Origin of the sequence: Neobacillus kokaensis (genome assembly GCF_014656545.1) — a bacterium.
GTDB lineage: Bacteria > Bacillota > Bacilli > Bacillales > Cytobacillaceae > Neobacillus > Neobacillus kokaensis.
In genome coordinates, this window is the sequence record NZ_BNDS01000078.1 from 1 (window position 1) to 239 (window position 239).

Below are 239 nucleotides of genomic sequence, written 5' to 3' on the forward strand. Positions count from 1 at the left end.
GAGGCAACAAACATGGAAAAAGGTAAAGTAAAATGGTTTAATGGCGAAAAAGGCTTCGGATTCATCGAACGCGAAGGTGGAGAAGATGTATTCGTTCATTTCTCAGCGATCCAAGGCGAAGGGTACAAAACATTAGAAGAAGGTCAAGAAGTGACTTTTGATGTTGAGCAAGGTCAACGTGGAGCACAAGCAGCTAACGTTCGTAAAGCTTAATTATAATGCCAAACATGGACAGACTC

The 239-nt window shown here is 41.8% G+C and carries 1 protein-coding gene; it reads left to right on the forward strand.

Annotated elements, in window-relative coordinates:
* The first annotated feature begins 12 nt into the window (after nucleotides 1-12).
* A complete protein-coding gene (locus IE222_RS26230) occupies nucleotides 13-213 on the forward strand; it encodes a cold-shock protein (RefSeq protein WP_027322326.1) in 201 nt (66 codons plus the stop codon).
* Nucleotides 214-239: the final 26 nt, after the last annotated feature.

Bases quoted from the DNA above. Each gene is read 5' to 3' on its own strand.
- IE222_RS26230 (WP_027322326.1), top strand. From the start codon at position 13: ATGGAAAAAGGTAAAGTAAAATGGTTTAATGGCGAAAAAGGCTTCGGA.